Consider the following 24578-nt stretch of genomic DNA (forward strand, 5'->3'; position numbering starts at 1 on the left):
TCGTGACTCCGACCGGCCCTGGCGCGTTCTCGGGTATCCGGGGTGTGTTCAGCTCACGGACTGGGCGCGGGCCTCATCGCGGGCTGCGGCGAGCATGCCCTCACGGGTGGCGATCTTCACCCGCTCACGACCCTCAGCCTCCCCAGCCGCCTTCTCGGCAGCCTCGACCCGGTGGTACCCCTGCCAATCGACGAAATCCACACCCTTGGATTCGAGGAGATCGACGATCGCCGACTCCTCGGGGAACACCGGCTCCGCCAACACTCCGGCATTCCGGTCCCCGAGGATTTGGCCGATCGTCTCCAGGGCGTCACCCTTCGTGTGCCCGATCAGACCCACCGGGCCGCGCTTGATCCACCCCGTCGCGTACACGCCGGGCACCACATCAGCGCCCGCCGCCTCCGCCTGATCCAAGGTGTCGACGACGCGCCCCTCATGGTTGGGGATGACGCCCTTGCGCGGGTCGAACGGCAGCTGCGGCAACGCCGTACCCGCATATCCGACAGCACGGTAGACGGCATCGAACTCCCAGTCCGTCACCACCCCGGTGCCGCGAACATTGCCCGTCCCATCGAGCTCCTGTCGCTCCGTCCGCAGACCAGTCACCCGACCCTCGCCGAGGATCTCGACCGGGGCATGGAGGAAGTGCAGATGCAGACGGCGAGCAGCTCCCGCCGGTTCACGCAGCGTGAAGTCCGTCAGAGTCTTCGCGACCTGCTTGACCTGGTTGGACGATTCGATCGCCTCCAGCGAGCCGTCATCGAACTCGAAGTCCTCCGGATAGACGATGATGTCGACATCCGGCACATGCCCGAGCTCACGCAGCTCGAGCGGGGTGAACTTCGCCTGCGCCGGGCCCCTGCGCCCGAAGACATGGACGTCGGTGACCTGTGAGGCCTTCAGACCCTCGTAGACGTGGTCGGGGATCTCCGTAACATGCATGTCATCGGCCTGCTTCGCCAGCACGCGAGCGACATCGAGTGCGACATTGCCATTGCCGATCACCGCGACCCGTTCAGCGTCGAGCGGCCAGTCCTGGGCCACATCCGGATGCGAGTCATACCAGTTGACGAAATCCGCCGCCCCGTATGACCCCTCAAGATCGACACCGGGGATCGTCAACGCCGCATCCGTGATGCACCCGGTGGAGAAGATCACCGCATCATACCGATCCGTGAGCTCATCGAGAGTGATGTCGGTGCCGTAGTCGACGTTCGAGAACAACCGGATGTCACCCCTGTCGAGTACCTTGATCAGGGCGTTGATGATGCCCTTGATCCGCGGATGATCCGGCGCCACCCCGTACCGGACCAACCCGAACGGCGTCGGCAGACGCTCGAAGAGATCGATGCTGACCTCGAAATCACGCTCAGCCTTCGTCAGCAGATCAGCCGCATAGATTCCGGCAGGACCGGCACCCACAATGGCCACACGGAATGGACGAGTCATGGTTCACCTCAGGTCTTTCGTTGTCGTTTCAGTCGTCGGTGTCCTGCGGCGGGAGCGCCGCGATGAGGGGATGGTCGAAGCTGCTCGGTCCGAAGCCGGCCGCACCTCCGGGTGAGCCGATGTCGGCGAAGAATTCGACGTTCGCCGTGTAGTAGGACTCCCATTCCTCGGGGACGTCGTCTTCGTAGTAGATCGCCTCGACGGGGCACACGGGTTCGCAGGCGCCGCAGTCGACGCATTCGTCGGGTTGGATGTAGAGGCTGCGTTCGCCCTCGTAGATGCAGTCGACGGGGCATTCCTCGATGCAGGCCTTGTCCTTCACGTCGACACAGGGCTGCGCGATGATGTACGTCATGGGGTCCTTGTCATGGTCAGGGCGGAGAGGAAGTCGGCCGGGTTGACCTCGGTGAAGGCCCCGGCGGCGTACGGGCTCAGGCGCACGACATCGCCGACGACGACGACCGCGGGGTTGCGGACTCCGCGCCGGGCGGCTTGGAAGGCGATGGTCTCCAGGGTGCCGACGGTGACGCGCTGCCCGGCGCCGTAGCCGTCTTCGACGATGGCGACCGGGCAGTCGCCGCCGCGCTCCCCGCCGGCGAGCACCATCGCCGAGTGCGCGAGGGTGCCGATGCCCATGAGGACGACGACGGTGTGGTCGCGTCCCCCGCCGAGGCCGGTGAGCTGATCATGGCCGGTGATGACCGTGTACGCGGTCGCGAGATGGCGGTGGGTGAGCGGGATGCCGGCGACGGCGGGCACGGAGTTCGCGCTCGTCACCCCGGGCACGACACGGGCGTCGATGCCCGCCGCGTGCAGGTGGGCGAGCTCTTCGCCGCCGCGGCCGAAGACGAACGGGTCGCCGCCCTTGAGACGGACGACGCGACGACCGGCCCGGGCCTGCTCGACGAGGATCTCGTTGATCCGCTCCTGCGGCACCGGGTGGTGTCCCGGGTTCTTGCCGACGTCGATGATCTCGGCATCCAGGGGTGCTCCCCTCTCCGCGGTGAGCTCGTCGATGACGGTGCGCGCGCCGAGGCGGTCGGCGACGATGACATCAGCGGCCTCGAGGGCATGCAGGCCGCGGACGGTGAGGAGGTCGAGGGTGCCCGGACCGGCGCCGATGAGGAGGACGCTGCCGGGAGCGAAGTCGGTCGTCCTCATGCTCCTGCCTCCGTCGGGGTTTGCTCCGCGGGGGTGTGGATGCCCGCGGCAACGGTCGCCCCGGTCTGCGGGTCGATGACGAGGAAGCCCCCGGCCCGGCCCTGCTCGCGGAAGTCCGGCAGCGGCAACGCAGTGCTCAGGCGCACCGTGGCTGTGCCGATGTCGTTGCCGGCGAGCACCTCGGCGGGTTCGGATTCGTTCGTCGTGAGGTTGCGCCGGGAGGCGATCGTCACGATCCCCTTGACCGTCGACGTGCCCGCTTTGACGAGCACGCGGTCACCGGTGCGCAGGCCCGCCGCGTTGAAGGGGAAGACCTCGGCGCGCAGGGTCGTGCGCGCCGGCGGCAGGGATCCGGCGGCGGCGAGCACGCTGCCGCGGGCCGTGTCGATGTCGTCGGCGAGCCGCAGCGCCACCGACAGGGGCGCCCCGGCGGTCTCGCGGGAGCCGTCGGCGGTGTCGATGCCGACGACGCGGGTGCGCATCCCGGCGGGGTGGACGTCGATCTCATCGCCGACGCTGATCCGCCCCGAGGTGATCTGCCCGGTCACGGCCCGGTAGTCGCGGTAGGCTTCGGCGTCGAGTCCCGGGGCCAGTCCGCCCTGGGGGCGCAGCACCGACTGGACGTCGAGCCGGAAGGGCTCGAGGTCGGCGGTGTCCTCCTCGATGCTCGGCAGGGTCTCGAGCAGCTCGAGCAGGGAGGGACCGGAGTACCAGGGGGTGTTCGCCGAGGCGATCGCGACGTTGTCCCCGGCGAGCGCGGAGACCGGGATGAGGTGCGCGGTGTCGAGGCCGATCTGGTCGGTGATCTCCTCGACCTCACGGGCCACCTCGGCGAAGGCGTCCGCATCGTAGTCGAGGAGGTCGATCTTGTTGATCGCGACGATGACGTGGCGGATGCCGAGCCGGTGGACGACGGTGAGGTGGCGACGGGTCTGCTCGGTCGCGCCGTTGCGGGCGTCGATGAGGACGACGACGGCATCAGCGGTCGTCGCGCCCGTGACCATGTTCCGGGTGTACTGGACGTGTCCCGGGCAGTCGGCGAGGATGAACGAGCGCCGGTCGGTCGCGAAGTACCGGTAGGCGACGTCGATCGTGATCCCCTGTTCGCGTTCGGCGCGCAGCCCGTCGGTGAGGAGGGCGAAGTCGAATTCGCCGCCGACGAAGCCGCGTTCGGCGCTCGTGGCCGTGACCTGCGCGAGCTGGTCGGCGAGGATCGCCTTCGCGTCGTGGAGGAGGCGGCCGACGAGCGTCGACTTCCCGTCGTCGACGGACCCGGCGGTCGCGAAGCGCAGCAGGGTCTTCGCGGTGGTGGGGGCGATGGTCGTCATCAGAAGTATCCGTCCTTCTTCCGGTCCTCCATGGCGGCGGCGGAGATCCTGTCGTCGGCGCGTGTGGCGCCGCGTTCGGTCACGGTGGTCACGGCCACCTCGGCGACGACGGCGGCGATGTCGGCGGCGTCGGATTCGACGGCGCCCGTGCAGCTCATGTCCCCGACCGTGCGGTAGCGCACGGACTTGGTCACGACGGGTTCGTCCGCGCGTGGGACGGAGAACTCTCCCGTCGCCCACCACATGCCGTCACGGTGGAAGACCTCGCGGTCGGCGGCGTAGTAGAGGGGCGGAAGGTCGATGCCCTCGCGGGCGATGTAGTTCCACACGTCGAGTTCGGTGAAGTTCGAGATCGGGAACACGCGGACGTGTTCGCCGGGCACGTGACGGCCGTTGTAGAGGTTCCACAGCTCGGGCCGCTGGTTGCTCGGGTCCCACTGGCCGAACGCGTCGCGCAGGGAGATGATGCGCTCCTTCGCCCGGGCCTTGTCCTCGTCCCGGCGGGCCCCGCCGAACACCGCGTCGTAGCCGCCGGCGGCGATCGCGTCGATGAGCGGCTGGGTCTGCAGGGTGTTGCGGGTGCCGTCGGGGCGTTCGCGCAGGCGCCCGTCGTCGATGTAGTCCTGGACCTTCGCGACGGTGAGCTCGAGGCCGAAGCGCTCGGCCGTGCGGTCGCGGTAGTCGAGGATCTCCGGGAAGTTGTGCCCGGTGTCGACGTGGAGGAGGCCGAAGGGGATCTTCGCCGGCCAGAACGCCTTCTGGGCGAGGTGGAGGACGGTCACGGAGTCCTTGCCGCCGGAGAAGAGGAGGACCGGCTTCTCGAACTCCGCGGCGACCTCGCGGATGATGTGGATGGCCTCGGATTCGAGGACGTCGAGGGTCGTCGGTGCCTGGTGGTCGATGCTCATACGTGCAGCCCGCATTCTGTCTTGGAGAAACCTGCCCAGCGTCCGGCCCGGGGATCCTCCCCCGGGGCGACGGGACGCGTGCAGGGCTCGCACCCGATCGACGGGTAGCCCTGGGACATGAGTGGATTGACCGGCACGCCGAAGGCGCCGGCGTAGTCGAGGAGGTCGTCGAAGGACCACGCGGCGACGGGGTTGACCTTGATGAGGCCGTTCTTCTCGTCGAACGTGATGAGCGGGGTGTTCGCCCGCGTCGGCGCCTCGTCACGGCGCACCCCGGTGAACCAGAGTTCGTAGCCGGACAGGGACTTCTTCAGGGGCGCGACCTTGCGGCGGGCGCAGCACAGGCCCGGGTCGCGGGCGAAGAGCTCGGCCCCGAATTCGGCGTCCTGCTCGGCCACGGTCTGCTCGGGGAGGACGTCGACGATGCGCACATCCATCGTCCGGGCCACCTCGTCGCGGGTCTCATAGGTCTGGGCGAAGTGGTAGCCGGTGTCGAGGAAGAGGACGTCGACGCCGGGCATGTACTGGGCGACGAAGTGCGGCAGCGCGGCATCGGCCATCGAGCACGCGACGGCCGCGGCCCGGGTGTCGACGTTCCGCGAGACCCAGCGGATGACATCGGCGGGAGCGGCTTCGGCCACCCCATTGTCCGGGTCACCAGCGAGCTCCTGGTTCCCCGCCTCGGCGAGGGCACGGAGATCATCGAGGGTGCGCGTGCTCATACCAGCTCCTCATCGTCGACGCGGTGCGCCCATTCGGAGAAGGTCTCGGATTCGCCGCGGCCGTCGAGGAAGCGGCGCACGAGCTTCTCGACGTAGTCGCTGAGGTTCTCTGCGGTGACCTTGAGTCCGCGCACGGTGCGGCCGAGGCCGGCCTCGTCGCGGTCCTGCGAGGCCAGTCCCCCGCCGACGTGGACCTGGAAGCCGGGCTGCTGGGTGCCGTCCTCGGTGGTGACGAGCTGGCCCTTGAGGCCGATGTCGGCGGTCTGGATCCGGGCGCACGAGTTCGGGCAGCCGTTGAGATGGAGGCTGATCGGGTGGGGCAGCTCGATGCCCGCGAGACGGGCCTCGAGCTGCGCGACGGCATCGGCGGCGGTCTGCTTCGTCTCGACGATCGCGAGCTTGCAGAACTCGATGCCGGTGCAGGCCATCGTCGAGCGGCGGAAGAGGTCCTTCCGGCTCGAGAGCCCGAGAGCGTCGAGACCGGCGACGACGTCGTCGATGTCGTCCTCGGCGATGTCGAGGAGGAGGATCTTCTGGTGCGGGGTCGTCCGCAGCCGGGTCGAGCCGTACTTCTCCGCGAGGTCGACGATCTGCCCGAGCAGGGTGCCCGACGCCCGACCGGCGATGAGGCTCACCCCGATGTAGTACTTCCCGTCGGCCTGTCGGTGCACGCCGACGTGGTCACCGGCTGTCAGCGGCTTGTCCGGGGCGGGACCGTCGGCGAGTGCGTAGCCGAGGTACTCGGTCTCGAGGACTTCGCGGAACTTCTCCGGACCCCATTCGGCCATGAGGAACTTCAGGCGTGCCTTGTTCCGCAGCCGGCGGTACCCGTAGTCGCGGAAGATCTCCGTGACGCCCAGCCAGGTCTCGACGACCTGGTCGGGGGCGACCCAGGCGCCGAGGCGCTCGGCGAAGCGGGGCACGGTCGACAGGGCACCGCCGACCCAGAGGTCGTAGCCGATGCCGTGGTCGGGATGCTCGACGGCGACGAACGAGCAGTCGTTGATCTCGTGGACGACGTCCTGGCTGGGGTGACCGGTGATCGCGGTCTTGTACTTGCGCGGCAGGTTCGCGAGGCTCGGATCCCCGATGTAGCGGCGGGAGATCTCCTCGATCGCCGGGGTCGGGTCGATGAGCTCGTCGGCGGCGATCCCGGCCACCGGCGAGCCGAGGATGACGCGCGGGACGTCCCCGCAGGCCTCGGTCGTCTGCAGACCGACTGCTTCGAGGCGACGCCAGATCTCCGGGACGTCCTCGATGGCCACCCAGTGGAGCTGGATGTTCTGCCGGTCGGTGAGGTCGGCCGACCCGCGGGCGAAGTCGTTCGAGATGTCGGCGATCGTCCGCAGCTGCTCGGTCGTGAGCTTGCCGCCGTCGATGCGGACCCGGAGCATGAAGTACTCGTCCTCGAGCTCGTGGGGTTCGAGGGTGGCGGTGCGACCGCCGTCGATGCCGGGTTTGCGCTGGGTGTAGAGACCCCACCAGCGGAAGCGACCGTGCAGGTCATCGGGGTCGATCGAGGCGAACCCGCCCTTGGCGTAGATCTCCTCGATCCGCGCGCGGACGTTGAGGCCGTTGTCCTCGGCCTTGTCGACTTCGTTCTTGTTGAGCGGTTCGTGACCGTCGATCTTCCACTGTCCGTTGGACTTCTTCGGTCGCGCTGCGGCCTTGCCTGCGGGCTTCGCGCCGCGCTGCTCCACATCTGTGGACATAGCCAACTCCCCATGCTGGTGCGATTGCTTGGTCAGTCACGCTACAGGCTAACAGAATTGCTCAACAAATTAGGATGGCCAAAGCCTGTCATGTTTCGACATATGACGATCCGCGACAGCGGAAGACGTTTCCGCAGGGCGGGCTTGACGCAGCCTCAGAGGACTGCCATCATGCGCTCGCGCACGATGTCGACGAGCAGCGGCGACGCTGGTGACGTGCCGTGCAGCAGGGGGGCGGCGAGGCGTCCGCCGACGCCGTCGACGAGGCGCGCGGCGAGGTCGTCGAAGTAGCCGGGGGCGAGGAGGAGGTTGGCGACGACGAGGCGCTCACCGAGGTGGCGCTTCTGCTCAACAATGTCGCGGAGATTGTCGCGTTCACCGGCGAGGAACGCCGTCTGCACGGGCCGGCCGAGGCGGTCGGCGAGGAGGTGTCCGACCGCGCGACTCGCGTCGTTGGCGCGCTCGTCGCTCGAGCCGGCCGCGACGAGGACGACTTCGTCGTCGGCGGTCAGGGCCCCCAAGCGCTGTGCGAGGAGTTCCGCGAGCCGCGCGTCGGGCCCGAGGGTGCCGGCGACGCGGATGTCGCGCACCGCCTCGGGGGCGGAGCCGGCACTGTCCGGGGCGGGGCCGCCGGCGGCGGTGACCGCCTCGGCGAGGTCGACGTGGACGTGATACCCCGGGGAGAGGAGAAGGGGGACGAGCACGCTCGGTCGGTCGGCGGGCAGACGGCGGAGCACCTCGGCGACATCCGGGGCCTGCACGTCGACGTGCCCGAGGATGACGGTGTCAGTGATCCCGCGCTGCCGCACGTCGGCGGCGACCGCCTCGGCGAGCGCGGTGATGACGGCCTGCCCTTCGGGGGACGAGGTGCCGTGGGAGATGAGACCGAGCGCAGGGGTGGGCATCGCCTCATCGTGCCAAGCGGGGACTCGCGCGGTCAACGCCGACGTCACACGGCGTCGTCGGCGCACAGTGCCGTCGGCGCACAGTGCCGTGCGGTTGTTGCGTCGGGTCGGACACCGATGTCGCAGAATGCGCACATCGTCGGGCCCGCGGGCGCGGGGTTCCGCGGAGAGAATGGCATCAGTCCCACCCCGTCATCCCACCCGAGGAGTCCCGATGTCCCCCATGCTCACCGCCCCCGGGATGCGCGCCGTCGTCGCCGCGTCCATGCTCGCGCTCAGCCTCGGCCTGACCGGCTGCGGAGCCGGCGGGGATCAGGACGCGCCCGCCGATGGCGCACCGTCCTCGGCGGAGTCGACTGGGGCGGGGTCGACCGCGCCGAGTTCGTCCGAGGCGGGGTCATCCGAGGAGGCGTCGACGGAGGCGGCACCGTCGGAGGATCCCTTCGCCGACTCCGCCCGCGCCCAGTCATGGGCGAGCGACGAGGGGATGGACATCGACGCCGACGGCAACGGCACGATCCCCGCCGCCTCGCTCGAAGCCGATCTCGTCGATCTCTTCAGGAACAAGTTCGACCTCGAGGTCGAGAAGGCCACATGCGACACGGACATGGAGGTCACGGCGTGGAGCGGCTTCGAGCCCTGCGATGTCGTCGTCAAGGACATGACGTACTTCGGCACGGTCGAGCTCATCGACCACAAGGATGCGATGGTGAAGTACGAGGTGCTGTTCCCGGGACTCAACAAGGACGACGTGAGCTTCTAAGCTGGGAGTGGGTCGCGCACGGAGTTTGTTCGAACAACACCGGCATTTGCGAATATAGGCTAGAGTGGCTCCATGTCACGTCAACGGGCGAGCACCGACAAGGTGCACGGACAGATCCGCGCCGACATCCTCGGCGGCGTCTTCGCGCCCGGACAGAAGCTCAAGTTCGCCGATCTCGGGCAGCGCTACGGTGCGAGCGTGAGCGCGATCAGGGAGTGTCTGACGCGGCTGACGGAGCAGCGACTCGTCGTCGCCGAGCCCATGGTCGGCTTCCGCGTCATGCCGCTGACCGCCGAGGATCTCTGCGATCTCACCGACACCCGCATCGACCTCGAAGTCCTCGCTCTGCGCGGGGCGATCGAGCACGGCGGAGTCGACTGGGAATCCGATCTCGTCGCCGCCCATCACCGCCTCGAGCGCACACCGATGACGGCTCCCGACGCGCCGCGGACGATGTCCGATGAGTGGGAGCAGGCGCACACGGCCTTCCACGCGGCCCTGCTGGCCGGATGCCGGCGCCCCCGACTGCTCGCGATGACCGAGTCGCTGCGCGACGCCACCGCCCTCTACCGCCGCTGGGCGGTGCAGCGGGAGCCGAAGCGCGACGGCATCGACGAGCACCGCGCGATCCTCGAGGCGGCGCTGGCCGGCGACGTCGACGCCGCGACCGAGGCGCTGCGCGCGCACTATGCGACGACGGCGGAGATCCTCTCCGAGGGACTGTCATCGCCCCTCCCCCGCACCCAGGGGTGAGAGGCACTGCTGGTTCGGTGCACGGTGTCAGGCGCAAACTTTTCGGGCACAGGAACGGGCGCGTCGCCGGATCCGCGACGCGCCCGCTCGTCAGTTCGCGGGGACGGTCTCCGTCTCGGTGACGACGACGGATTCGCCGTCAGCGGCCCGTGCCTCTGCGGCCTCCGCGGCCTCCGCCTCGGCGCGATTGCGCTGCGACCACACGATGAACGCGGTCGCCGGCACCGCGGCGAGGGCGAGGGAGGCGAGTCCGCTGGCGACGCCGTACTTCTTCGTCAGCCCGAGCGCACCGTCGACGGAGTACTCGCCGGGGCCGGTGAATCCGAGGACCCCGGCACCGGCGGCGTAGAGCAGCGGCAGCTCGTATCCGCCCTTCATCGCCCACAGGCCGTTCTTCGCATTCACCGAGGCGGCCACGGCGAGGGTGCCGCTGACCATCGCCGCACCGAGCGGCGTGCCGGCCCCGAGGAGGAGCATCCCGGAGCCGACGGACTCCGTGGTCGCGGCGAGCTTGACCATCGACTTGCCGGGGACGAAGCCCCACTTCTCGAACATCGGGGCGGTGCCCTCGGGTCCGCCCCCGCCGAAGAGCCCGAAGGCCTTCTGCGAGGCGTGCCCGAGGATGAGTCCGCCGACGACGCCGCGCAAGAGCAGCAGTCCTGTGTTCATGGTGTCTCCTAACGGTTGAGCTGCTGGTGGACAGGTGGTGCGGTCAGCGGGAGAGGATCGCGGCGGCGGCCTCCCGCAGGGCGGCCTCGGGATCGGCGACCATGTCCGGAGCCCGCCACCCGATGTAGCGGTCGGGCCGGACGAGCACGGCGCCGCCGTCGCCGACCTCGCGCGCCTTCGCCCAGGCGCCGTAGGCGTCGTCGATGTCCTCACCGCGACCGATCGACCGGGTGCGCAGCGGGATGCCGAGCTCGGCGGACACCGCCTCGGCGGCGTCCTCCCATGCCTTGCCGCCGATCCCGGTGAGCAGGGTGAACTCCCCGCCGCCGGTGAGGTCGAGGGTCGAGACCTTCCGCCCGTCCGCCACGACCCACACGTGCGGCAGGTAGGCACCCGGCCACGTCGTCGGCTGGTAGTAGAGCTCGGCATCGCGGGTGTAGGCGGGCATCGGCTCACCATCGGTGACGGCCGCCGTCGACACGTAGCGCTGACCGAGCTCCACACCGTGGGCGTTGAAGTGGTACTCGTTCTGCGCGAGCACATCGTCGAGGTGACTGCGGCTCGCCGCCCCGGCCGGGGTGTCGCTGAAGAACTCGTCGAGCGCGGCCTGCCCTTCGGCATCGGTCTGCCCGATCCGGCAGCCGAAGGCCGAGGGCACCTGCCCGAAGGCCTGCACACTGGCCAGGGCCCGGTCGACGACCTGGCGCCCGACGGGCCGGCGTTCGGCGTCATACGTGTCGAGCAGGTCCGGTCCGGCGAGGCCGGTGACGACGTGCGCGAGCTTCCAGGCGATGTTGTACCCGTCCTGCACCGAGGTGTTGCTTCCGAGGCCGTTGGCCGGCGGGTGCCGGTGGGCGGCGTCCCCGGCGAGGAAGACGCGCCCTTGGCGGTAGGTCGATGCGACGAGGTGGTTCATCTGCCATTCGCTCACCCCTTTGATCCGCACGTCGACGCTGGGATCGCCGATGACCTTGCCGATGCGCTCCTGCAGTCCGTCCTCGCTCGTGTCGATCGTCTCCGTTTCGGGGTCGTAGACGACGATGAGCACCCATTCGGTCCACGGCCGCACGGTGACGAAGGTGCCGGCCCCGAGCCAGAAGTCGCGGCCGGGCTGGATCGTGAAGAAGAGCGCTCCGGGGCGGTGTGCGCGATACTTCTCGAGGTCGGCTTCGATCCAGATGTTGATCGCCGAGCCGAGACCGGTCTCCCCGTCGAAGGGGAAGCCGAGCTCCTCGGCGATGAGGCTGCGACCGCCGTCGGCGGCGACGACGTACTGTGCCCGCACGAGGTAGTGCTCACCGGTCGCACGATCGAGCATCTCGGCCTCGACGTGGTCGGCGGTCTGGCTGATCGCGACGAGTTCGGTGGAGAACCGCAGGTCGCCGCCGAGGTCCTCGGCACGCCGGCGCAGGATCGGCTCGAGGTCGTGCTGGCCGATGTTGCACATCGAGCTCGGGCTGGCGTTGGCATAGTCGGCGCGACGTGCCGGTCCGCTCCCCCATGCGTCCATCCGGGCGAGCTCGCGGCCGGCGACGCTCGTGGCGAAGACGTTCGTGCCCATGCCGTCGCCGGGGAGGGAGGCGGCGAGCACCTCGTCCTCGATGCCGAGGTCGCGGAAGATCTCCATCGCCCGCTGATTGGTGATGTGGGCCCGCGGGGTGTGCGCGGTGCTCGGGAACTTGCTCACGGTGATGGCGTCGATGCCGTCCCTGGCCAGGCACGCAGCGGCGCTGAGTCCGGCAGGGCCGGCGCCGACGACGAGGACGTCGGTGGTCTCGATTCGCATGGTGGTCGTCTCCTGCCGCTCAGATCGTGTGCATCGCGGAGTCGACGACGAGGTTGGCGGCGTTGATGCCGCGGTTGTCCATGAGCGCGAAGGACGCGTCGACGATGTTGTCCGGGGTGGGCAGGCGCTTGCCGGGGGTGCGCTGGCGCGCGGCCTCATAGGCTTCGGCGCGCACGGGGTCCGCGTTGTCGACGGCGTCCGTGCCGCCGACGACCCCGGGGGTGATGACGTTGACGCGCACCGGTGCGATCTGCACGGCCAGGGAGGTGGCGAGGCCGACGACGCCGGCGTTGGCCATGGAGATCGTCGTCGAACCCGGGAACGGCCGCCACATCGACAGGCCGCTGAACATGAGGACGGATCCGTCGGCGGCGAGCTTCGGCAGCGCGTAGTGGACGCTCGTCGCATAGCCGACGTTCTTCATCAGCGAGGTGTGGGCGCTGTCGTCGGGGCGGAAGTCCCTGATGTCGTTGTTGTCGCGGTCGAGGGCGACGAGGACGAGGTGGTCGATCGGCCCGTCGACGGAGTCGAAGAAGGCCTGGAGCGACGCCCAGTCGGTGAGGTCGCAGACACCGTGGCTCGCGTTCTCCCCGAGTTCGGCCGCGCGTTCCGCGTTGCGCTGCGGGTCCCGGCCGGTCACCGTGACCCGGTCCCCGCGGGCCACGGCGGCGCGGGCGATCTCGAGTCCGAGGCCGCGGGTGCCGCCGATGACGACGATGTGCTCATTGGTGGTGCTCTCCGGCATGATGCCCTCCTGAGTCGACTGCGTTGTCGCGTGACATCAGTTCTACACGAGAACTTTCGAAGCCTCAAGATTTTTTCGAATATTCTCATGAGAGGTGGAGGCGGCGTGGGTTCGGCAGGGGATCGCTGCCCGACTCAGGAGGGAGTCGCGGCGTCCGCAGTGTCAGCGGATCCCGGAGGGTTCGCGGCGTCCCACCAGTCGAGGACGCGCAGGGCCTGGAGGGTCACCCACTTCGACGGTTCGCCCGCGGGGACGTCGACGTGGAACCAGACGTCGCCGGCCAGCCGGTGTCCCATCAGCCATGCGCCGTCGGCCTGGCGCTGATCCCGGATGCGTTCGATCGCGTCGGCCAGACGCGGATCCGGCCGCCTCCCGTCGGTGAGCGCGGCGTCGCGGAAGTAGTCCGCGGCGGCGAGGATGCTGTAGTGCCAGCGCCTGGGGTGCGCGAAACTGAACGCGTTCATCGAGAATGGCTCGCCGGTGCTCAGGCGCCGATAGAGCCCCCGCGTCAGCAGATACTCCTCCCCCGCGGCACGCGCCAGCGCGACCCGAGCGCCGTCGCCGGTGCGCTGCTGATAGTCGAGAAGAGCGCCGAGGGCGTTGAGGGTCGAGTGGAAGGACGACCGGGTCGAGCCTTCGACCCATTCGCAGTTCCAGCCGCCGTCGTCGAGCTGGTGGTCGAGGAACCACTGGGCGATCCCGTCGACGTCGGCGCCGAGCCACAGGCCGTTCGACAGGGTCCACGCATTGATGCACACGTCGACCTCCCCACCCCAGTAGGGCAGGTCCTTGAACTCCCACCGCACGGGCGCGAGCTTCTCCGCGGTCCCGGCGAGCACCTCGGCGTCGATGCCCCATTCGCGCAGGTCCTTGAGCGCCCACGTCGTCGCCGTCCACGGCTGCTCACCCTCCCAGCTGAAGTCGGCGGGGAAGAACGGACCCCCGGCCCACTGGCCGTCGGGGTCCTGCCGCGCGAGCAGGTCGCGCCCGAACCCCTCGGTGGCGACCGTGGCCCGGGTGGCCTGCCAGGTGTCCTCGTCGGCCCCGAGGAGGTCGCGCTCGACCTGCCAGCGCAGCGCCGGATCGGAGTCGAGCAGCCAGTCCCTCATACGTGTGTCGATCATCGTCGATCTCCTCCACAGTCGGCTCGGAGCCCACTCATGACGCGAGTTCCGCTCACGGCCACCAGCCTAGTCCCGGTCGCCCCTGACGTCACGGGTCTGTGCGCGCGACATCGGCGGCGAGCATCCCCGGCCACTCAGCGAGGTCGGCCGGTGTCCGGGTCATCGGAAAGCTGACAGTGTCGTGGTCCGTGCCAGTTCCAGCCCTTCGCGCAAGGGTCGCTGTCGATGCTCCGCTGAGAGGATCTCCACTCCCCACGGGCCAGCGAAGCCGATGGCACGCATCGTCTCGACAAAGCCGGCCACGTCCTGCACCCCCTCCCCGATGAGTCTGCGGTTGTCCCGGGTGTCTTCGAAGAGTGTGCCGACCACCTCGGCGTCTGCGTCGCAGAGTTCGACACCGAACACAACGTCAGCGTTCACACTCTCAGACAACTCGGCAAACGACGTTCCCGCACGGAACACATGCCAGAAATCGATGATGAGACCAGCGGCCGGGTGCGCGACTTGATCGATGAGCTGAGCACCCTGCGGGACCGTTGCGATCATTCCGAACGGGAAGGGCTCCAATGCCACGCGTGTTCCGTGCGCTTCGGCTTCGATCGCCAGACGCCGGAGGGGCTTGACGAACGGTTCGAGGTCATCGACCTGCGGTGCTATCGCGGTCGCGATTTTGATGAACGACGCACCGAGAGACTGCGCAGCGTCGAGCAGATCATCCCAGTCCCGCCGCCAAGCCCCATCGTCGGTCCACCATCCGGAGCACAACTCGACTTCGACGTGCGTCAGCTCCGACGATCTGATGTCGTCAGCCAAACGGTCGTAGCCGATGGAAGCCCGCACACGGCGCAGATCGTCGAGAACGAAGCCCAGGCCCGCCCATCCAGATGCCGACACCTCACGGACACGCGTCTGGGCATCGTATGGGCTCAGTTCGGATGCGCGCAGCGGTGCAGTGTCTCCGGCGCTGGTCCAACACGAGGCGATCAACGCAGGTTCGGTCATGACTCGTCTCTCAGCTTCTTCCAACCCCGGAAGTCATAGGCCATTCCCGACTCGATCCCCTCTTCCATCGTCTCCAATGAGATGCCCCGTGTTTCGGGAACCTGGGTGGCGACGAAGATCAGGGCAATGACACCGACCCCGGCGAACACGAAGAACACTCCTGAAATGCCGATCGCAGCGACCATAGAGGGAAAGACCAGAGCGATAACCCCGTTCATCCCCCACCCGAAGAGCTGCGAGATGCCGATGCCGACGCCTCTCATGGGCAGAGGGAACACCTCGGCCAGCCATACCCAGACCGCAACGTTCAGGAAAGTCTGCATCGAAGCGACGAAGCCGACGATGAGGGCGAGGATCACCCAAGCACGGAGGGGGTTGTCTTCAGACATGTACATCGAGCACAGTCCGATGAGCAGATGGAAGGTCGTCGTGAGCGTGAGTCCGATGAGGAAGGTCGTGCGGCGGTCGACTCGGTCCATCATGTACAGCGCGACGAATCCTCCGATCACTGCCACGACTCCGGGGGCGATGTTCGCGATGAGGGCCGCATTCGCCGCGAAACCGGACTCGATGAGGACGATCTGTCCGTAGTACATGATCGAGTTGATGCCGGTCAGCTGCTGGCACACGGCGACACCGATGCCGACGAGAACGATCCTGATCAGCCACTTGTTGAAGACGAATTTCCGGTAACCGACTCGTTGGTCACCGGTGGTGGCTTCGGCAACCTGCTCCACAGCACCGAGTTCCGCGACGGCACGCTCTTCGGTACGCACGGTTCGCAGCACAGCCAACGCCTCTTCGTGTCGGTCGTGTTCGACAAGCCATCGCGGCGACTCCGGCATCCGCAGCATTCCGATGAACAGGCAGATCGCCGGCAGCGCGCAGACGGCGAACATCACGCGCCAGATGCCGTCGATGTGTCCCCAAACATTGCCGATGATGGCGTTGACGACGAAGGCTGCCAGCTGGCCGGAGACAATCGCGACTTCGTTGCGTCCGCTGATCGAGCCACGGATCTCGTAGGGTGCAAGTTCGGAGAGGTAGACGGGAACCACGATCGACGCACCGCCGACTGCCAGACCGAGCATGATTCGCCCGGCGACGAGCACCTCCAGGTTCGGCGCGAAGACAACGACAAGTGTTCCGAAGAAGAACAGACCCGACAGCATGAGGATAGTCCGCCGGCGCCCGATCATGTCACAGATCTTTCCGCACGACACCGCGCCGACAGCGGCAGCGAAGACGAGGGAGCTCGTCACCACTCCCTCGCTGACCGCTGTCAGACCCAGTTCCTGGGACATCGGGCGGAGAGCACCGTTGATGACACCGGTGTCATAACCGAAGAGCAATCCTCCGAAACACGCGATGATCGAAATCAGACCGATCCGCTTCCGGTGAGGACCGGTCTTGGGCATTGTCGGCAGCGCCGAGTCGTTCGATATTACTGAGTTGGCAACCATGGTGGTCTCCTATGCTGGGTGCTTCTTTGCACTGCGGGTTGCGCCTGAGCGCTGACCCGGGTCGGCGCTCAGGCGCCGCGGTCGATCTTGACTGCACGTCCTTCCCTCGCTGAAAGTTCTGCGGCATTGGCGAGGACGAGCGCCTCCCGGCCGTCGGCGAACGTCGAACATCTCGAGGCTTCTCCACGAACCAGCTTGCAGAACTCGCGAAGCTCGTCGACGTAGGCCTCGGCATAGCGTTCGAGGAAGAAGTGTTGGAACGGGGCTCCCGCCTGTACCGCCGAGGAGTTCGAGTACCTGAGGAGGCTCGTTCCGGCGTTGCCGACTTCGAGCATTCCCCGGCCGCCGAAGACCTCGATGCGCTGGTCGTAGCCGATCGCGCTGTGCCGCGAGTTCGCAATCGTGATCTGGGCGCCCCCAGCCGTGCGCATGAGCACCGTAGCGGTGTCGAAGTCGCTGAGCTCGGCTGCTCCTTCGTCGAACATCTGAGACCCGGTGGCGAACACCTCGACGATGTCGGGCGCGAAGAACCGCGCCATGTCGAAGTCGTGGATGGTCTGATCGCGAAACATTCCTCCGGTCGTCCGAAGGTTCTCGATCGTCGGTGGGGCCGGGTCACGACTGATGATCATGAGCTGTTCGAGGTCGCCGACGTCACCGGCCAGAAGGCGCTCCCTTGCGGCGGCGAAGCTGCGATCGAATCGCCGGTTGAAGCCCACGGCGAAGGGGACGTCGGATTCCTCGACCATCGGAGCCAACTCGTCGACTCGCTCGATGTCGAGATCGATGGGCTTCTCACACAGGATGGGGATCTTCGCCTTGATGGCCTCGGCGATGAGGCCGGCATGAGTCGAAGTGGGGGAGGCGACGATCACGGCGTCGATTTCGCCTGAATCGAACGCCCGGCGGGGCTCCGCCGAGGCGGAGGCCCCGTGCTCGGCGGCGATCCGCTCGGCACCTGCGAGGTGGGGGTCGACGACCCAGGTCAGGACGGTTTCCGGCAGTGCTGCGATGCTGGCGGCGTGGACCTTGCCGATGCGTCCGGTTCCGATCAGGCCGAAGCGAAGCTGTTCGCTGGACATTGGTGGGTTCTCCTTGTGGTGGAAAAGGGTTGCATGGACGGAGAGGGAGGCACAGTGGATTCGTCACCACTCGATTCGGGTCGGTCGTCCCGTGCGCGCGGACTCCTCTGCCGCCATGGCCAGTCGAGCGGCGACGATTCCCGCCGATGGCGGAGTGAGCGAGTCCGTTTCCCCTCGCACCATGGCGAGGAAGTGCCTGATCTCACCACGGAATGTCGCCGCGAAGCGATCCATGAAGTCTTCGTACGTGGTCACCGCGGGTGCTGTGCCGGATTCGAGAGGTTCAACCGGTGTATGGTCATCGACACCAGCGGAGAACGCCGCGTCGCTGCCGTAGACCGATGTGGCGACGTCCTGTCCTGACGCCACATTGCGCCCGCCGCTGACAAGCGCCTGGCTTCCTGAGGCGAACGTGATCACCGCCGATGCGGTGTCGAAATCGTCGCAATCTGAGTAGACCTCGGCATCGAGGACGCCCCCGGTGGCGTAGACGGACACAGGCCGGTCGTCGAGAAGCCAGGGAATGGTGTCGAAGTCATGGATGAGGAGGTCACGCCATATGCCCCCTGAATGCGGGATGTAGTCGGGATCAACGTGTCGGTGGTCATGGTTTACGGCGTGAATCAGGCGGATCGGGCCCATGGAGCCGCTGCGGATGCGCTGCCGCAGCCTCTGATGACCCTCGTCGTATCGCCGGTGGAACGCGACCATGATCGGCACTCCGTGCGACTCGAGCTGTTCAGACAGCTGGGGGATCTCAGCCAGGTCGAGACTCAGAGGCTTCTCGACGAGGCAGGGTACGCCATGCTCGACGGCATACCGAGTCAGGTCCGGATGCGTACCGGTCGAGGTCGAGATGATCACTCCGTCAAGACCATCGGCCCACGCGTCTGACAGCGTCCGCATGGAGATCTTCGGTTCCGCTTCGACCTCGCTTTCAGCCGAGAGCGAGACGGTGAGCGACTTCCGCGTTGCGTCGAGCCGGTCCACGCTGCGGCCGATGAGCACCAGCTCAGCGTCGGGGGCTTCCAGGACGACGTTGCGCGCGTGGAGCTGTCCGATCCGACCGAGTCCGACGACCCCGATGCGCATGCTCATCGGACTTCCCTCACGATCGATCGAAGATAGTCAAGGCTCTCCCGCGCCTGCGTCATCGGCCCGTCGCCCGCTTCTGGGTCGGCAACGACGACGGTGTCCTGTTCGAGAGTGAACCACCCGTCGAAGCCGGCTTTGACCAGAGTGGTCACGATCGCACGAATGTCGATATCTCCTTGGCCCAGCGGCCTGTACATTCCACCGACGACCGCGTCGTAGTATGTCGAGTCCCCGGCGCGCACCTGTCGGGCGTGGGAGAGCGAGACGTCCTTGAGGTGAACGTGGGAGATCCGTTCGGGATGGTCCTTGACGAAGGCCAGCGGGTCGATGCCCCCAATGAACATGTGTCCGGTGTCGAAGCAGATGTCGACGGCGCTGCCGTTGAGGACGTGATCGACATCGTCCGCAGTCTCCACCATCGTCCCTACGTGAGGATGAAGTGCAACCCTGACGCCATCTGCGGCCGCTCGCGAGACGATTCTGTCGATGTTTGCGCACAGGGTCTGCCACCCGTCGTCATCAAGGGGCGGCCTGACGTGATCGTAGCCGTCGATTCCGGTGGCCGCCGCGAGGACGAGGGTATCCGCTCCGGCAGCGACGAACGAACGCAGTTCCGCTTCGATCTGCGGGAGAGGATCAACCTCCGGGTCGTGGATGACTGCCGGGACGAAGCCTCCGACCGAACGCATGGAATGACGATTCAGGAGCTCTGCTCTGGTCTCGGGATCGACTGGCAGGAAGCCCTCCGGCCCGAACTCAGTGGCGTCGAATCCGAGCTCCTGCATCTCCGTGAGCACCCTGTCGGGCGCGAGTTGATAGCCCCACCCGGGGACCTCGCAGACTCCCCAGGAGATCGGGGCAGCTGCAATCCTGACATCGGCCATCATCGGACTCCGTTCTGTGTGAGGGGACCGCCGAAGCTGAGGTCGGCGGCGTTGACCACTGCAGTTGGACGTCCACCCTCGAGCACGTTCCTCACTGCCTGTGCCGCAGCGACGAAGGTCGCGCGACTCGATTTTGTCGTCAACCCCATGACATGTGGGGTGAGCACCGTTCGGGGATGCTGGTAGAGGGGATGCGGTCGGGGCGGCTCCGGGTCGAACGAGTCCAAGCCGACTCCGGCGAGTCTCCCCGATTCGAGACCCTCCAGCGCCGCGTCTTCGTCCACGAGTCCGCCGCGGCTGGTGTTGACGAGAATCGTGCCCGGCTTCATCTGTTCGATCATTCGGGCATTGACCATGTGCCGAGTGCTCTCGGTCAATGGCACATGCAGGGAGATGACATCGGAGCCCCGAACGATCTCCTCGAACGTGTCCACACGATTGGCGGAAGGAACCTCGGCGATCGGATCGTAGATGCTCACGGTCATTCCGAAAGCCTCGGCGAGTGCCTTCACGCGCTTCCCGATATTCCCGAAGCCGACAAGACCCAGGCTCGCCCCATCGAGATCACCGACGGGCACCTCCGTGCGGGCCGACCATTGGTCGGAGCGCACAAGGTCGGTCAGCTGCCCGAGCGACTTCACCAGATGGAGGATGTGGGCGAGCGCTCCCTCAGCGACGGCGGTGGAGTTCACACCCGGCGTCACGGCTACCGGGATGCCCCTGTGACTGGCGGCAGCGATATCGATGTCGTCGACCCCGACCCCGGTGCGGGCGATGACTCTGAGTTCGGGCATGTCATCGAGTTCGGCTGGCCCCACCCTGACTGCGGCCCGGACGATGGCTCCTGCAGCTCGCCGGAGTTCGGCATCGTCGGGGGTCGGAACGAATCGCACTCCCGGTCCGAGCACGGGTGCGACAACATCGCTCGGGACCGGCCCCAGGCCGACGACGGTCATCGTCTCAGTCATGGGTCACCGCCGTCTCCGAAGTTGCCCATCCCTGCTTCACGGCCGCCGAGGTACCTTCGACCTGCTCGACAGACTGCCAGTTCTCGTCGGCGATAGCTTGCTCACCTGCGTAGACGACCCTATTGGCCGCCAACGCGTCATGGACGTCGGCATGTGCGGAATCTGCTCCGATATGGGCAAGCAGAAACTTCTTCGCCTCGATGACCTTGAGATCGTCGTAGCCCATCGAGGTGCCGGCCCCGGGCTGAAATTTCGAGAAGTCTCCGAATTCCGGGCCGGCCATGATCCGCGTGAAGCCGACATGGGGTCCGCGATATCCCAGAGCCAGTTCGAGCTCGTTCATCCTCTCGAAGTTCCACCGCAGAGAACCCTCGGTCCCGTAGACCTCGAAAGAGTACTCAGCACGAGGTCCGACGCTCACGCGTGACGCTTCGAGAGTGCCGACGGCTCCTGCGCCCTGGGCATCGGGGCCGAACTGCACGAGCAGTCCCGCGTAATCCTCGTTCTCCACGGGGGCCATCTCCCCACCTTCGACGACGGAGAAATGCGTGCCGCTGCCCATTTCGAGTTTGGGCCGTTCGGCGTAGGCGGTGTTCGACACCCCTGTGACTCGGTCGATGGGACCGACGACGTAGTGAGCGAGATCGGTCAAGTGACCGAGCAGGTCGCCGAGCACGCCCGAACCGGCGAGTCTGCGCACGAAACGCCATGACAGTGCGCCGTTGGGTTCAGAAGAGTAGTCGGCGAAGAATGCTCCCCGTACATTGATGATCCGACCGAGCTGACCTTCGGCGATGATCCGACGGGCATATTCGATGGCAGGAGCATTGCGATAATTGAAGCCGACGGCGGTGACGATGCCCGCATCGTCTGCGGCCTGCGCCACCGTTTCCGTCTCTTCGGCGGACCGACCCACCGGCTTCTCGATCCACAGGGACTTGCCTGCTCTGGCGACAGCTGTGCCGATCTCCTCGTGTAGGAAGTTCGGTGCACAGACGGAGACAACGTCGACGTCGGGATGTTCCAGGACCTCGTGATAATCCGTTGTGGCGGACTCATAGCCGAGCACATCGACGGCGTAGTCGGCGCGGTCCCGGTTTGTGTCGGCGGCGATGACGAGGCGCGGCCTGATGCCGAGTTCGGGGTAGACGACCGAAAGACTGGAGTAGGCGCGGCTGTGGAGCTGACCCATCCAGCCGACGCTGATGAGTCCGACGCCGATTTCGTGCTGTGGAGTGTACATGGTGCTCAAGGCAGTTCCTTAGGTAGCAGAGTGAGGTTGACGTAGGTGCGGCTCAGGGTCTCAACACTGAGACGAGGTTCTGAGCTGCGGCGGCCAGGAGAGTGGAATCCGAGCCCACCGGCAGGAAGCTGAATCCCTGATCTGCTCGCATGGCAGCCGCGTCGGCATCGGCGCAGAGGATTCCTGCGGCAGTGCCATGTCGTCGCGCGGCGGTCACGACGGCCGACAGCGCCTCCTGGAACTCGGGTGCGTCGAAGTCCAAGGGAACTCCCAGGGCGTAGGAGAGATCGAGCGGACCGACGAAGACCACGTCGACGTCCGGATGCGCGGCGATCGCGTCGACATCGGCGAGTGCCCCGACGGTTTCGATTTGGACGATGGTGAGGACATCGCCGTTCGCCGCCGACAACGCTTCTCGGTCCATTCCCCAACGGACCGACCGGTTGTACGTGGCCACTCCCCTATCTCCTGTGGGCGGATAGTGCAGGTGCGGGATGATCGCTTCGACCTCCTCGGCAGAGTCGACTCGGGGAAGCATGACACCTGCGGCTCCGGCATCGAGGACCCGACCGATCCTGATTCGGTCAGGCGTCTCAACACGAACCAGCACTGGAGTGCCGTAGGCTCCTGCCGTGCTCACGGCATCGCCGACAGATCGTTCGTCTCCGCCCCCGTGCTCGAGATCGATGAGCACCCAGTCGAGCCCTGACGCCGCCAGCACTTCCACGGCCATAGCCGATCCCAAGCCTGCAAAGGATCCCAGAGTCGTCTCCCCCTTGCGGATGCGGCCGGCGAGTGCTCCCTGATCGAGTGGTGTCCGGAACGTGCTCACACGTGCCATCGCTGCTTCTCCAATCCCTGTTCGTAGTCGGCTCGGAGTTCATGCACTCCTGCCTGTTCGGCGACTTCGGCGGGAGCGACGTCCCAGAACACTTCCGACCCGGGCAGATCAACCAGGGGAATCGTCGGAACGACGATGGCGACAGGACCGCGTGCCGAACGGGTCCGTTCGAGGACATCGCGCACCTCATCTGAGGTCTCGACTCTGTAGGTCTGAGCGCCGAGACCCTCGGCGATCTCCCGCAGGTCGATGCGTAGGTAATCTCCGGACAGTCTGCGGTCCTCATCGTTGCGGTATCGGAAGTCGTTGCCGAACTGCTCGCCGAACTTCATCATCTGCAGGCGCCTGATCACCTGGAATCCGTGGTTTTCGGAGATCACGTAGGTGATGTCGAGGCGTTCCTGGGCAGCCGTGAGGATCTCCGTGGGGTTCATGAGGAACGTGCCGTCGCCGATGAAGACCGTGACCCGCCCGGTACTCTGCGGATCAGCGAGGCGGACACCGATGCCGGCTGGGATCTCGTATCCCATGCAGGAGAATCCGAATTCCAGGTGACAACGGCGATCATCCGTGGCGTCCCAGACTTTGAGGAGGTCACCGGGCGGACCTCCGGCTGCGGCGATGATGGTGTCTCCGGGACGGGCGTGGTCCTGAAGAAGACCGATTAGCTGGCCCTGGGTGATTACGGCGTCCGTGTCGGGAATGTTGGGGTGGGCGTGCTCAGCTGCATCCTTGTCGAACTGCGTGTCGGGGTCGAGGGCGGCCTGGCGGATCGGAGCCCACCGATCCTTGTGTGCAGCGATCTCGTCTGCCCACGATCCGCTGACCCGATAGCCGCCTAGGGATTCTGCGAGCGCATCGATGCCGAGGCGGGCATCTGCCACGACGGCGGCAGCACCCTGCTTGATCGCGTCGAGTTCTGCGATGTTGATCGACGCGAAGCGCACTTCGGGGTTCGCGAAAATCGTCTGCGATCCCGTTGCGAAGTCAGTCAGCCGAGTGCCCACGCTGATAATGAGATCGGACTGTGCGACGAGCCGATTCGTTGCAGGGTTCCCCTCCAGTCCGATCCCGCCGAGCGCCCACGGTGCCGCCCTCTGCACGGCTCCCTTGCCGCCGAACGTCTCCGCAACAGGGATTCCCGTCGCGTCGGAGAATCGGGCCAGAGCTGTCTGCGCCTGCGAGTAGAGAACCCCTCCCCCAGCGATGATGAGCGGCTTGGTCGAGGAGGCGACGAGTCCTGCGACTTCTGCGATGTCAGTCGGCTGAGGGATGGTGCGTCGGATCTCCCAATCCCGGGGAGAGAACATCTCCAACGGGTAGTCGAAGGCGTGGGATTGGACGTCCTGAGGCAATGAGAGAACGACAGCGCCGGTCTCGACAGGGTTGGCGAGCACACGGAATGCCTTGGGCAATGCGGTGACGAGCTGTTCGGGACGTGTGATGCGGTCGAAGAATGTCGACACCGGCCGAAACGCGTCGTTGACGCTCAAGCTGGGATCCTGCGGGTTCTCGAGCTCCTGAAGCACGGGCCCCTGTCGTCTGGTGGCGTAGGTGTCTCCGGGGAGCAGAAGCAGCGGCAGTCGATTGACTGTCGCGGTCGCGGCGGCTGTCACAAGATTCATAGCGCCCGGGCCGATTGAGGCAGTGACCGCCAATGTCTGAAGGCGACTGCTGGCTTTCGCGAGGGCAGTGCCGGCGTGGCCGAGCGCCTGCTCGTTGCGTCCCTGGATGAACGGCATGTCGTCGGCGTACTGGGCGAATGCCTGACTGAATCCGGCGACATTGCCGTGTCCGAAGATTCCGGCGGCCGCGGGAATGAAGCGCTGTCGATGCTCATCGAGCACAGAATGCTGATTGATGAGGTAGCGGACGACGGCCTGAGCAACGGTCAGTCGCACTGTCGGTTCGTTCTTCATTGGTGCTCCCTGTTGACTCGAATGGTGCTGGGTGATCGGCATGGATTCGCTGTTCG

23 protein-coding genes are annotated in these 24578 nt (G+C 66.7%); 2 read left to right on the forward strand and 21 right to left on the reverse strand.

The features are described from left to right. Positions 1-48: 48 nt before the first annotated feature. The 8 genes from ABD154_RS14535 to ABD154_RS14570 all read right to left on the reverse strand — a co-directional run bounded on the left by ABD154_RS14535 (position 49) and on the right by ABD154_RS14570 (position 8185). On the reverse strand, positions 49-1449 hold the full coding sequence (locus ABD154_RS14535; RefSeq protein ID WP_344251511.1) for an FAD-dependent oxidoreductase: 1401 nt from the start codon (positions 1447-1449) through the stop codon (positions 49-51). A gap of 28 nt (positions 1450-1477) precedes the next feature. After that, entirely contained in the window at positions 1478-1804 is a 327-nt protein-coding gene (gene fdxA, locus ABD154_RS14540; protein ID WP_137825468.1) for a ferredoxin, read from the reverse strand. After that, positions 1801-2610 carry a uroporphyrinogen-III C-methyltransferase gene (gene cobA / locus ABD154_RS14545; protein WP_344251512.1) on the reverse strand — a complete coding sequence of 270 codons (810 nt, stop codon included), beginning with the start codon at positions 2608-2610 and terminating at the stop codon, positions 1801-1803. Before cobA ends, fdxA begins: the two co-directional genes overlap by 4 nt. Then, the gene (locus ABD154_RS14550; RefSeq protein WP_344251513.1) at positions 2607-3938 is read right to left on the reverse strand and encodes a sulfate adenylyltransferase subunit 1; all 1332 of its coding nucleotides are present in this window, start codon (positions 3936-3938) and stop codon (positions 2607-2609) included. Before ABD154_RS14550 ends, cobA begins: the two co-directional genes overlap by 4 nt. Beyond that, on the reverse strand, positions 3938-4846 hold the full coding sequence (gene cysD, locus ABD154_RS14555) for a sulfate adenylyltransferase subunit CysD (protein WP_344251514.1): 909 nt from the start codon (positions 4844-4846) through the stop codon (positions 3938-3940). The genes ABD154_RS14550 and cysD overlap by 1 nt, the downstream gene beginning before the upstream one ends. Next, positions 4843-5568, reverse strand: a complete 726-nt coding sequence (locus ABD154_RS14560; protein ID WP_344251515.1) for a phosphoadenylyl-sulfate reductase — start codon at positions 5566-5568, stop codon at positions 4843-4845. The genes cysD and ABD154_RS14560 overlap by 4 nt, the downstream gene beginning before the upstream one ends. Beyond that, the gene (locus ABD154_RS14565; protein WP_344251516.1) at positions 5565-7280 is read right to left on the reverse strand and encodes a nitrite/sulfite reductase; all 1716 of its coding nucleotides are present in this window, start codon (positions 7278-7280) and stop codon (positions 5565-5567) included. The genes ABD154_RS14560 and ABD154_RS14565 overlap by 4 nt, the downstream gene beginning before the upstream one ends. 155 nt (positions 7281-7435) lie before the next feature. Further along, positions 7436-8185: a sirohydrochlorin chelatase gene (locus tag ABD154_RS14570; RefSeq protein ID WP_211977992.1), complete on the reverse strand. Its 750-nt coding sequence runs from the start codon at positions 8183-8185 to the stop codon at positions 7436-7438. Positions 8186-8399: 214 nt separating this feature from the next. Between ABD154_RS14570 and ABD154_RS14575 the strand changes: the two genes are divergently transcribed. After that, positions 8400-8948 carry a hypothetical protein gene (locus tag ABD154_RS14575; RefSeq protein WP_211977993.1) on the forward strand — a complete coding sequence of 183 codons (549 nt, stop codon included), beginning with the start codon at positions 8400-8402 and terminating at the stop codon, positions 8946-8948. A 72-nt stretch (positions 8949-9020) separates the two neighbouring features. Next, positions 9021-9701: a GntR family transcriptional regulator gene (locus tag ABD154_RS14580; protein WP_140955532.1), complete on the forward strand. Its 681-nt coding sequence runs from the start codon at positions 9021-9023 to the stop codon at positions 9699-9701. Positions 9702-9791: 90 nt separating this feature from the next. On the opposite strand, the gene ABD154_RS14585 is transcribed toward ABD154_RS14580, so the two are convergent. The 13 genes from ABD154_RS14585 to iolD form a co-directional block, all read right to left on the reverse strand. After that, the gene (locus ABD154_RS14585; RefSeq protein WP_344251517.1) at positions 9792-10370 is read right to left on the reverse strand and encodes a DoxX family protein; all 579 of its coding nucleotides are present in this window, start codon (positions 10368-10370) and stop codon (positions 9792-9794) included. Between the two features lie 43 nt (positions 10371-10413). Beyond that, positions 10414-12156 (reverse strand): FAD-dependent monooxygenase, encoded by a 1743-nt coding sequence (locus tag ABD154_RS14590; protein WP_211977995.1) that lies wholly within the window; start codon positions 12154-12156, stop codon positions 10414-10416. A gap of 19 nt (positions 12157-12175) precedes the next feature. Then, positions 12176-12901 (reverse strand): SDR family NAD(P)-dependent oxidoreductase, encoded by a 726-nt coding sequence (locus ABD154_RS14595; RefSeq protein ID WP_211977996.1) that lies wholly within the window; start codon positions 12899-12901, stop codon positions 12176-12178. A gap of 134 nt (positions 12902-13035) precedes the next feature. Next, the gene (locus ABD154_RS14600) at positions 13036-14025 is read right to left on the reverse strand and encodes a squalene cyclase (RefSeq protein WP_211977997.1); all 990 of its coding nucleotides are present in this window, start codon (positions 14023-14025) and stop codon (positions 13036-13038) included. A gap of 159 nt (positions 14026-14184) precedes the next feature. After that, positions 14185-15027 (reverse strand): sugar phosphate isomerase/epimerase family protein, encoded by an 843-nt coding sequence (locus ABD154_RS14605; protein WP_344251518.1) that lies wholly within the window; start codon positions 15025-15027, stop codon positions 14185-14187. Continuing rightward, a complete protein-coding gene (locus ABD154_RS14610; protein WP_211977999.1) occupies positions 15024-16490 on the reverse strand; it encodes a sugar porter family MFS transporter in 1467 nt (488 codons plus the stop codon). Before ABD154_RS14610 ends, ABD154_RS14605 begins: the two co-directional genes overlap by 4 nt. A gap of 68 nt (positions 16491-16558) precedes the next feature. Beyond that, entirely contained in the window at positions 16559-17572 is a 1014-nt protein-coding gene (gene iolG / locus ABD154_RS14615) for an inositol 2-dehydrogenase (protein WP_211978000.1), read from the reverse strand. A gap of 63 nt (positions 17573-17635) precedes the next feature. Next, positions 17636-18670: a Gfo/Idh/MocA family protein gene (locus tag ABD154_RS14620; RefSeq protein WP_211978001.1), complete on the reverse strand. Its 1035-nt coding sequence runs from the start codon at positions 18668-18670 to the stop codon at positions 17636-17638. Then, complete coding sequence (locus ABD154_RS14625; RefSeq protein ID WP_344251519.1) at positions 18667-19554, reverse strand: TIM barrel protein; 888 nt, start codon at positions 19552-19554, stop codon at positions 18667-18669. The genes ABD154_RS14620 and ABD154_RS14625 overlap by 4 nt, the downstream gene beginning before the upstream one ends. Further along, positions 19551-20519, reverse strand: a complete 969-nt coding sequence (locus tag ABD154_RS14630) for an NAD(P)-dependent oxidoreductase (RefSeq protein ID WP_211978002.1) — start codon at positions 20517-20519, stop codon at positions 19551-19553. The genes ABD154_RS14625 and ABD154_RS14630 overlap by 4 nt, the downstream gene beginning before the upstream one ends. Continuing rightward, the gene (locus ABD154_RS14635; protein WP_211979314.1) at positions 20512-21762 is read right to left on the reverse strand and encodes a Gfo/Idh/MocA family protein; all 1251 of its coding nucleotides are present in this window, start codon (positions 21760-21762) and stop codon (positions 20512-20514) included. The genes ABD154_RS14630 and ABD154_RS14635 overlap by 8 nt, the downstream gene beginning before the upstream one ends. A gap of 52 nt (positions 21763-21814) precedes the next feature. Further along, positions 21815-22603 carry an HpcH/HpaI aldolase family protein gene (locus ABD154_RS14640; protein ID WP_140955521.1) on the reverse strand — a complete coding sequence of 263 codons (789 nt, stop codon included), beginning with the start codon at positions 22601-22603 and terminating at the stop codon, positions 21815-21817. Further along, a complete protein-coding gene (gene iolD / locus ABD154_RS14645; protein WP_211978003.1) occupies positions 22591-24522 on the reverse strand; it encodes a 3D-(3,5/4)-trihydroxycyclohexane-1,2-dione acylhydrolase (decyclizing) in 1932 nt (643 codons plus the stop codon). Before iolD ends, ABD154_RS14640 begins: the two co-directional genes overlap by 13 nt. Between the last annotated feature and the right edge of the window lie 56 nt (positions 24523-24578).

Source organism: Brevibacterium sanguinis, assembly GCF_039528855.1.
In the GTDB taxonomy this organism is placed as follows: domain Bacteria; phylum Actinomycetota; class Actinomycetes; order Actinomycetales; family Brevibacteriaceae; genus Brevibacterium; species Brevibacterium sanguinis.

Coding starts and splice junctions, on each gene's coding strand:
- ABD154_RS14570 (WP_211977992.1), bottom strand. CDS start 8,185: ATGCCCACCCCTGCGCTCGGTCTCATCTCCCACGGCACCTCGTCCCCC.
- ABD154_RS14620 (WP_211978001.1), bottom strand. CDS start 18,670: ATGAGCATGCGCATCGGGGTCGTCGGACTCGGTCGGATCGGACAGCTC.
- cysD (WP_344251514.1), bottom strand. CDS start 4,846: ATGAGCATCGACCACCAGGCACCGACGACCCTCGACGTCCTCGAATCC.
- ABD154_RS14600 (WP_211977997.1), bottom strand. CDS start 14,025: ATGATCGACACACGTATGAGGGACTGGCTGCTCGACTCCGATCCGGCG.
- ABD154_RS14580 (WP_140955532.1), top strand. CDS start 9,021: ATGTCACGTCAACGGGCGAGCACCGACAAGGTGCACGGACAGATCCGC.
- ABD154_RS14590 (WP_211977995.1), bottom strand. CDS start 12,156: ATGCGAATCGAGACCACCGACGTCCTCGTCGTCGGCGCCGGCCCTGCC.
- ABD154_RS14565 (WP_344251516.1), bottom strand. CDS start 7,280: ATGTCCACAGATGTGGAGCAGCGCGGCGCGAAGCCCGCAGGCAAGGCC.
- ABD154_RS14610 (WP_211977999.1), bottom strand. CDS start 16,490: ATGGTTGCCAACTCAGTAATATCGAACGACTCGGCGCTGCCGACAATG.
- ABD154_RS14595 (WP_211977996.1), bottom strand. CDS start 12,901: ATGCCGGAGAGCACCACCAATGAGCACATCGTCGTCATCGGCGGCACC.
- cobA (WP_344251512.1), bottom strand. CDS start 2,610: ATGAGGACGACCGACTTCGCTCCCGGCAGCGTCCTCCTCATCGGCGCC.
- ABD154_RS14630 (WP_211978002.1), bottom strand. CDS start 20,519: ATGACTGAGACGATGACCGTCGTCGGCCTGGGGCCGGTCCCGAGCGAT.
- iolG (WP_211978000.1), bottom strand. CDS start 17,572: ATGTCCAGCGAACAGCTTCGCTTCGGCCTGATCGGAACCGGACGCATC.
- ABD154_RS14635 (WP_211979314.1), bottom strand. CDS start 21,762: ATGTACACTCCACAGCACGAAATCGGCGTCGGACTCATCAGCGTCGGC.
- iolD (WP_211978003.1), bottom strand. CDS start 24,522: ATGAAGAACGAACCGACAGTGCGACTGACCGTTGCTCAGGCCGTCGTC.
- ABD154_RS14560 (WP_344251515.1), bottom strand. CDS start 5,568: ATGAGCACGCGCACCCTCGATGATCTCCGTGCCCTCGCCGAGGCGGGG.
- ABD154_RS14625 (WP_344251519.1), bottom strand. CDS start 19,554: ATGATGGCCGATGTCAGGATTGCAGCTGCCCCGATCTCCTGGGGAGTC.
- ABD154_RS14640 (WP_140955521.1), bottom strand. CDS start 22,603: ATGGCACGTGTGAGCACGTTCCGGACACCACTCGATCAGGGAGCACTC.
- fdxA (WP_137825468.1), bottom strand. CDS start 1,804: ATGACGTACATCATCGCGCAGCCCTGTGTCGACGTGAAGGACAAGGCC.
- ABD154_RS14535 (WP_344251511.1), bottom strand. CDS start 1,449: ATGACTCGTCCATTCCGTGTGGCCATTGTGGGTGCCGGTCCTGCCGGA.
- ABD154_RS14575 (WP_211977993.1), top strand. CDS start 8,400: ATGTCCCCCATGCTCACCGCCCCCGGGATGCGCGCCGTCGTCGCCGCG.
- ABD154_RS14550 (WP_344251513.1), bottom strand. CDS start 3,938: ATGACGACCATCGCCCCCACCACCGCGAAGACCCTGCTGCGCTTCGCG.
- ABD154_RS14605 (WP_344251518.1), bottom strand. CDS start 15,027: ATGACCGAACCTGCGTTGATCGCCTCGTGTTGGACCAGCGCCGGAGAC.
- ABD154_RS14585 (WP_344251517.1), bottom strand. CDS start 10,370: ATGAACACAGGACTGCTGCTCTTGCGCGGCGTCGTCGGCGGACTCATC.